4 protein-coding genes are annotated in these 5,871 nt (G+C 57.9%); 2 read left to right on the top strand and 2 right to left on the bottom strand.

Going from position 1 to position 5,871, the window contains the following annotated elements:
- Nucleotides 1–39 precede the first annotated feature (39 nt).
- Together DBR23_RS07120 and yjjJ are read left to right on the top strand one after the other, a co-directional pair.
- Nucleotides 40–969, top strand: a complete 930-nt coding sequence (locus DBR23_RS07120; RefSeq protein WP_233250313.1) for a LysR family transcriptional regulator — start codon at nt 40–42, stop codon at nt 967–969.
- A gap of 87 nt (nt 970–1,056) precedes the next feature.
- Nucleotides 1,057–2,415: a type II toxin-antitoxin system HipA family toxin YjjJ gene (gene yjjJ, locus DBR23_RS07125; RefSeq protein ID WP_108497776.1), complete on the top strand. Its 1,359-nt coding sequence runs from the start codon at nt 1,057–1,059 to the stop codon at nt 2,413–2,415.
- 143 nt (nt 2,416–2,558) lie between these two features.
- Here the strand turns inward: yjjJ and DBR23_RS07130 are convergent, their stop codons facing one another.
- Both DBR23_RS07130 and DBR23_RS29570 read right to left on the bottom strand, forming a co-directional pair.
- Nucleotides 2,559–5,087, bottom strand: a complete 2,529-nt coding sequence (locus DBR23_RS07130) for a hypothetical protein (protein WP_108497777.1) — start codon at nt 5,085–5,087, stop codon at nt 2,559–2,561.
- Nucleotides 5,084–5,871, bottom strand: a 788-nt coding sequence (locus DBR23_RS29570; RefSeq protein ID WP_199227655.1) for a hypothetical protein, incomplete at its 5' end; no start/stop codon positions are given. The genes DBR23_RS29570 and DBR23_RS07130, both read right to left, overlap by 4 nt.

Genomic DNA, 5,871 nt, shown 5'->3' on the forward strand with positions numbered 1-5,871 from the left:
ACAACGACACTCTTGACATTGATCAAACGGAAAATTCTGATGAATTCTTCATCAAAGCTGATGAATGTCAGCACCCGCCAGCTCCACGCTTTTCTGGAGGTCACGCGCCTGCAAAGCTTTGCCAAGGCGGCCGAGCAGGTGCACCTGTCGCCCTCGGGCATGAGCATGCTCGTCAAGGAGCTGGAGGATCAGGTGGGCGCCCGCCTGTTTGACCGCACCACACGGTCCATCACCCTGACCGACGCCGGGCGCCGCCTGCAGCCCGTGGCCGAGCGCGTGGTGGGCGAGCTGCGCGCCCTGGGCGCCGTGCTGGACGGCAACGAGGCCGCCGTGCGCTCGCGCCTGCTTGTAGCGGCCACGCCCATGATCTCGGCCAGCCTGCTGCCCGAGGTGATTCGCGGCTTTGCACACAGCCACCCCGGCGTGCAGGTGCAGCTCAGCGATGTCGAGGTGGGCACCGTGCGCCAGCGCGTGCTCGACGGCGAGGCCGACATTGGCTTTGGCTTCTTCGTCAAACCCGCCGTGGGGTTGTCGCGCCAGCCCTTGTGCAAGTTCCGCCTCATGCGCATCAGCCCGCCCGACGCGGCGCACACCAGCGGCCAGCTGTCAGACAGCCAGCCCTGGAGCCGCCTCAAAGACGTGCCCCTGGTCAGCCTGCCGTCGGGCAACCCCATCCAGGTGGTCATCGAAAAGCAGCTCTCCCGCCTGGGCCTGGCCCACCAGGAGCGCCCCCGCATGAACCTCATCGGCACCCTCATCGGCATGGTGCGCGCAGGCCGTGGCAGCGCCATCGTGCCTTCGTTTGCACTGGAAGAATGCCTGCGCCAGGGCCTGGGCGTCGCCATGCTGCGCGAGCCCGTGGTGCACCTGGACCTGTACCTGGCCTACCGCCGGGGCACGCAGCAACAACCGGCGGCTATGGCGTTTGCCGAGGCGCTGTGGGAGGCTGCGGTGCGGTTGCCGGCGTAGTCGGGCGATCTCGATACGTCCATTCAGCCTGTTTTATCTATTCTTTTATCTATTCAATTTTCAATTCAATCGGCGTATCCTTAGGCCATGCCCTCCGCCGCCCAGACCTACGCCAACGCCATCCGCCCCCTGCTGCGCCCCGGCCCCGCCAAGGCGCAGGCGCTGGCCCAGGCGCTGCAGCTCAGCCAGCCCACCGTCTCGCGGGCACTCAGCGCGCTGGGTGACGAGGTGGTGCCTTTTGGCGCCGCCAGATCTATTCAATACACCCTCCGCGATCCCCAGCGCGCCGATCTGCATGCCACCGTGTACCGCGTCACTCCCCAGGGCGCGCTCGAAACCCTGGGCACCCTGGTCCCGGTGTGCCCGCAGGGCTTTGTGATGGTCGAAGCGGGCGGAGCCCGGCTGCACAGCGACGGCCTGCCGTGGTGGATTTTTGACATGCGCCCGCAGGGCTACCTGGGGCGCGCGTACTGCCAGCGGCACGGCCAGCGCCTGGGCTTGCCCGAGCGGCTGGGCGACTGGAGCGACACCCACGCGCTGCGCGCCATCCTGGACCAGGGCGACGACATGCCCGGCAACCTGCTCATCGGCCCCACCGCGCGCGACCAGTTCGTCAACGCGCCCGACCCCGTGCCGATTGCAGCCGCGCAAAAGCTGCACACCTACGCCCGGTTGGCCGACCTGGCCGCGCGCGGCGAAGTGGCAGGCTCCTCAGCCGCTGGCGAGCAGCCCAAGTTCACCGCCTACGCAGAGCAAGCCGATGGCACCGCCGCGCATGTGATGGTCAAGTTCACCGCAGAACTCGACACCCCCGTGAGCGCCCGCTGGCGCGACCTGCTGCTGGCCGAGCACATCGCCCTGCAGGTGCTGCGTGACCACGGCGTGGCTGCCGCGCAGTCGATGACCTGGATGCACGGCACCCAACGGTTTCTGGAGGTACAGCGGTTTGACCGGCTGGGCGCGCGGGGGCGCAGGGCGCTGCATTCCTTCGCCGCGCTGGACGCAGAGTTTGTCGGCAGCGGCGGCAACTGGCCGGTGATTGCCAGAGCGTTGTGGAAGGAGGGCGTCATCACCCCCCAAGCCTTTGACACGGCCTGCCTGCTGTGGGCGTTTGGCACCCTGATCGGCAACACCGACATGCACAGCGGCAATCTGTCGTGCTTGTCAGAGGGGCGCAGACCTTACGAGCTGGCGCCTGCGTATGACATGACGCCCATGGCGTTTGCTCCCACGGCAGGGGGCGGTTTGCCGGATCGGACGCTGGAACTGACGGTGGGGGAGCAGGTCAGCGCGGCGGCTTGGAAGGAGGCGCTTGGAATGGCGCAGGTGTTTGTTCGTCGGCTGGGGGACACGGAGGGGTTCAGCGCGGGTTTCGACGTTTGCAAGACTAAGCTGCTCCGCTATGTGACTATGGCTGATGAGCGTGTTAGAAGGCTCGCACTTTAGTCGCCTTGAAAGGCATGCGCAGCACCCCCTTCAACCCTTCTTATTACTGGGTATGAAATGGTCTTTCGCTAACCTACCGCTAGGGTTCAGAAGCACTGCAGGTATCGCCAGTAAATCACGTAGAAAGAGGCGCTGCCTACCGCTTACAGCAACGCAGGATGGTGAAATCGATAGACCCTGCCTCGCTCGTTCAAGGCGCTGAGATGCTCAAGCGCCTTTACATCGCTGAGCCCCTTTTTTCTCAATGATGCATAAAGTAGGTAGAACTCTGTTTCGATGTCGGCTGCAAAAATCCCCGGATCATCGGAACCTAGGCAAACCATGATTTCTGGATCGCCCTCCTCGATATGGCCAGGGATTCGCATCCAGCGTAGAAAGTGATGCTCGTCAATGTGTTGGTATTGGCTAATCCGGACATTGCTGGACGGTAGCGTTTCTATAAGCACGCCTCGTTTCGCCACTTGCTGCATCAATGCTTGTTGTAGCAGAACATAACTTTTGGAATCCAAGAAATCGCTCTCTCTGGTGATTAACTCGTTCGCTCGCTTCTGAACTTCCGGATCGTTCAACCACTTCCAGAGGAGGTCCACGGCCCTCGGCTGTTCCTCACATGCAGATCGGACGCGTTCGAATTCCTCAAGCCAGTGCTGGCTCAGAGGTTCGTGACGAGCATCTTCTGCATCGGTTCGGTAGCGCAGGAGGTCAAGCCGACTCAAACCACGAAGCGCCATCGCGCGCTCTAGGTCAGGTACTGTCAGCGTCTGCCGAAAGATCTTATGTGCGATATCTTCCAACTCACGCTGGAGACGGTGCACGCATGCCTGCATCTCTGGAACGTCCCGAAGCAATTGCCACGCAGCTAATACCCCGGTCATCCATTCACCCCGAGGCAGGTTAAGTGAACCGGGCATGCGCTGAATCCAGAGGCGCGGATTGATTCCCATGGCGGTGCCGTGCCCAATGCGGTCGCCATCCCGTAAGTCTAGGAACTCCAGTGCTTCCCACATGGTGGCAATGCCAGAGAGTAAGTGACGGAAGTCTTCGCCAGCGTGATATGTACGCCGCGTCAGCCCAGCTCTATGACATACACGGAACACAGGCGCGAACACATCTGGCGGTGCGTGTAGCTCATTAGCAGCCGCATCCACACCTCGAACCCAAGTTTTTAGCTTAGGCCAACGGTTAAGGACTGAAAGGAGTACAGCGGCTGCCTGACGCAATTGAATGTCGAGCGGGTAGTGTCGATATGGTCCCGCCTTTCCCTTTTCCTTTGGTGGCCAATCCTGCTTTATGAAATGGGCAACCAGTGCCAGCCGATGAATACTGCGGTGCTTTTCAGTATGCAAGTCCACACAACTATCTAGCTCGTTCAACAGAGCGGAAAGGGAACGAGGGACTCTATAAGAAGATTTATTGGCAGCGCCAGCATCGCGTAAATAATTGAGGTATCCGCCCAAAATGGCGTGGAAGAGCCGGCAGGCCTTTAGCGGGTCGCCCTTAGGTGCAAAACGTCCCTCCAAGTATCCGACCGTACTGGTCGCAGATCGAACGCCGTGCATGGCATGGAAGCGTGACCGATAGTCCTTTTCAGCAGGCTCGCGCAGTTCAGTTAAGGTGAATTTTTGGAATTGATCAAAGCCGTATTGGGACTCGCTCTGGACTAGTAAACGGTAATATTCGTTCTGAAGAAGCAAATAGGCATGCAACATCCGTGACAACTGAATGCTAGGGCGTTGCTGAAGCTGGGCCATAAGTCCAGCCATCCAAGTAAGTTCGTCCGTTACATTGGCAATTTGCCGCCAAGATGGCTGAGTGAGTCGAAGCCCGATAGACCACTCATCTTCGGCCGCGCTTCCTAAGCTTTGACAGCACGCTGGCGGTTTTGCGCTTGGAGCGAGTCTGTCCTCGGCGGCGGCGACTAACCAGACGCGGAGTCGGCTGGCAACTCGCAGATGCTCTAGAAATATCAGGGGAGTCAAATCTGGATTTGCCTGACCCACCAGTTCACGGACCCGGTCTGCGTTCTTGCGCCGGGTCCAAGCTGCAACAAAATCACGGACTTCTGCCCTCGGGTCTCGAATCGCGCGCAGCCAGCAAATTTCTGCGTGTGTGCTCCCGTTCAGATGCAGATGGGTTTCATGCAAGCCTTCGCGCTCGACATAGTCGGTTAGCAGCGCTTCCTCGGAGCGTAGCAAGGGCATGACGTGGCGTGCCCACGGAGGTGTAGATCTATCGCGCCAATCTTGGGCCTGCGATGGTGCTCTGGATGGCCCATAGCGCCCCACCCCAAAAACGAGGTCCGCTAAGGCCTGAATTGGAGCAGAGGAGAGTCGGCTGACTACACCTTGCTGCCACGCACCCAAATTCTTACTTTGAACTCGTACCTCGCCATGCCGCAACTCCAAGTATTCGCTGATTAGGGCTTGAAGCGTAGTGAGTGCAACGCAATTGCGATGCTGCTTTTGCGCTTCGAGGAAGCGCCATGCCGAGTCGAAAACATGATCTGGGAAGCGCGCGGCCCATGGCTGGTAGGCAAGATACGCGGGCTCCCGGAAATCTTCCCAGTCCAATTTCTGCACAAATGACGTCGCCCAAGCTAAGCGCAGAATCCGGTGATCAGACAGTAACAGTGTAGAAAGAAGCGAGCCTATAGAGGCAGCCTGGGCGCTCATGATTCGGTGTCTGAGCCTGCGTCGCTACCCCCTGTATTGGTAGGCCTTATTCGAGGTGGCCTCTTATCAGAAGTTGATGAATCCCCTGTAATAGAAATGTTTTCTATTTGATTGAATACTTTAGTGGGGCAGAGCAACTTGTTGATGTCAAAACCTTCTGGAAACATTGGCTTAAGTGCCTCGGCATACCCTTTTTTCACATCTAGAAATCCAAGAATTAGCGGGCACGTCGCTATAACAGCAGTAAAGGGAAAATCTTGCCTTTGAGGTTTTACGGCGGTCATTTTATCTATGAAGCTTTTCGCCGATTTTCGAGGGTTGTTTCTATCAATCCGCCATAGATCCGTTGGGTTCGCAGAAGAGCGTGGCATATGGTGTTCTGCTTCTTCTACCAAAAAAGCATTAATTACACAGAGTGCGAAAATCTCCATAACTGTACCAAATTTAGCACTCTTTAGTTCTTGGGCGGCATTATGCAAGCTAAAATAAATTCTAGTCCAAACCTTGCCTAGAAAAATTGCGGAGGGTAAAGTTGTGTTGGATAAGCTTTTTACATCGTTCAGCCATACTTTAACCTCACTCCAGAGTAATTCGCGACTTTCCTGAACGTCGGTAGAATCATCACTATCATTTTCACCCTCATCTATCTCGACTTCTGTACTTCCTTTGAGAGACCAGCTAGGGGCAGAGACAGTTAGCATCGGATAAGCTCTGGTAAATACAGACCGTGCCGTATCATCATTTTGATGATTGCCAGAAATTAGTTTTTCAGCGAGTCCAAGGA

The sequence above is a fragment of the Acidovorax sp. HMWF018 genome, assembly GCF_003061035.1.
In the GTDB taxonomy this organism is placed as follows: domain Bacteria; phylum Pseudomonadota; class Gammaproteobacteria; order Burkholderiales; family Burkholderiaceae_C; genus Acidovorax; species Acidovorax delafieldii.

Coding starts and splice junctions, on each gene's coding strand:
- DBR23_RS07120 (WP_233250313.1), top strand. CDS start 40: ATGAATTCTTCATCAAAGCTGATGAATGTCAGCACCCGCCAGCTCCAC.
- yjjJ (WP_108497776.1), top strand. CDS start 1,057: ATGCCCTCCGCCGCCCAGACCTACGCCAACGCCATCCGCCCCCTGCTG.
- DBR23_RS07130 (WP_108497777.1), bottom strand. CDS start 5,087: ATGAGCGCCCAGGCTGCCTCTATAGGCTCGCTTCTTTCTACACTGTTA.